This window comes from Acutalibacter intestini, assembly GCF_034334985.1.
GTDB classification, from domain to species: domain Bacteria; phylum Bacillota; class Clostridia; order Oscillospirales; family Acutalibacteraceae; genus Acutalibacter; species Acutalibacter intestini.
In genome coordinates this window covers 1-999 of the sequence record NZ_JAWXXL010000114.1, presented here as the reverse complement: position 1 = coordinate 999, position 999 = coordinate 1, and the positions used below count along the sequence as shown (strand labels likewise).

1 protein-coding gene is annotated in these 999 nt (G+C 51.6%); it reads right to left on the bottom strand.

Annotation, left to right across the window (positions count from 1 at the left end; genetic code table 11):
* Positions 1 to 41: 41 nt before the first annotated feature.
* The coding region (locus U8U68_RS21935) for an IS30 family transposase (protein ID WP_322204594.1) at positions 42 to 999 on the bottom strand (958 nt) is incomplete at its 5' end.

The window sequence follows — 999 nt, the reverse complement described above, 5'->3', positions numbered from 1 at the left end:
AAATGTCAAGAGTAAATGCGAAAAAATTTGAAATATTTTTTTCAGAGGGCGGCGACGGCTTCACGGAAGAGCATTTCAGACGTTTTCCAACCTAAAATTTTGCGTGGATAGTTGGCAATCCAGCTTTCCGCGCGCTTTACTTCTGCGGCGGTCACTTTCCCGAAGTCCGTTCCTTTCGGGAAGTGCCGCCGTATTATTTTGTTTTCGTTTTCATTGCTTCCCCGCTCGTAACTGCTGTATGGGTGACAATAGTAAACCTTCGTGCGCTTGCCCTTTGTCAGCACGGAACGTTCCAGCCGTTCCACGTCCGCAAATTCCCCGCCGTTGTCAACGGTGATCGTGCGGAAGATCAACCGGAAGAGGCGCGAACCGAAACGCCTTTCTATGCGGTCAAGGGCGGCAACCACGCTTTCAGCCGTCCGATCCGGCATTAGCTCCATAATGGGAAGACGGCTTTTCCGTTCGGTCAGCACAAGAAGGGTTTTCTTGGAACTCTTCTTTTTTGAATATACGGTGTCCATTTCCCAATGTCCCACGTCTTCCCGCGCGTCCACTTCGGCGGGGCGTTTCTCTATGCTTTCGCCCTTCGGGGCGCGCTTCACGGTTTTAACCGTGCGATATGGCCGCTTGCGCTTCGGCTTCTCCGGCAAGTCCGCGTTTGTCAGGCGAAGGAATACGCCCTTTGTTATGTAGTTGTAGAATGTGCCTACACAAATAGAAGTTGAAAATTCTTTGCCTTCAATCTCAATGGACGCAAGAGCGGCGGCGGGGGAATACCCTTCTTCCACTACCTTCTTTTCCAGATAGTCCGCAAGGGCGCGATCGTTCCCTATTTTCAGGTCTGCGCCCTTCTTTGATAGGTTTTCGCGGTAACGCCTGTGTGCTTCGTCCGGATTGTAGCGATCCACTTCTACAAGATCGGTTGTCAACTGCACCATGCGGGCGCGCTTCTTTTCCCGATAAATGGTGCTAACGTGTACGTGCAATCTATCCGCGATC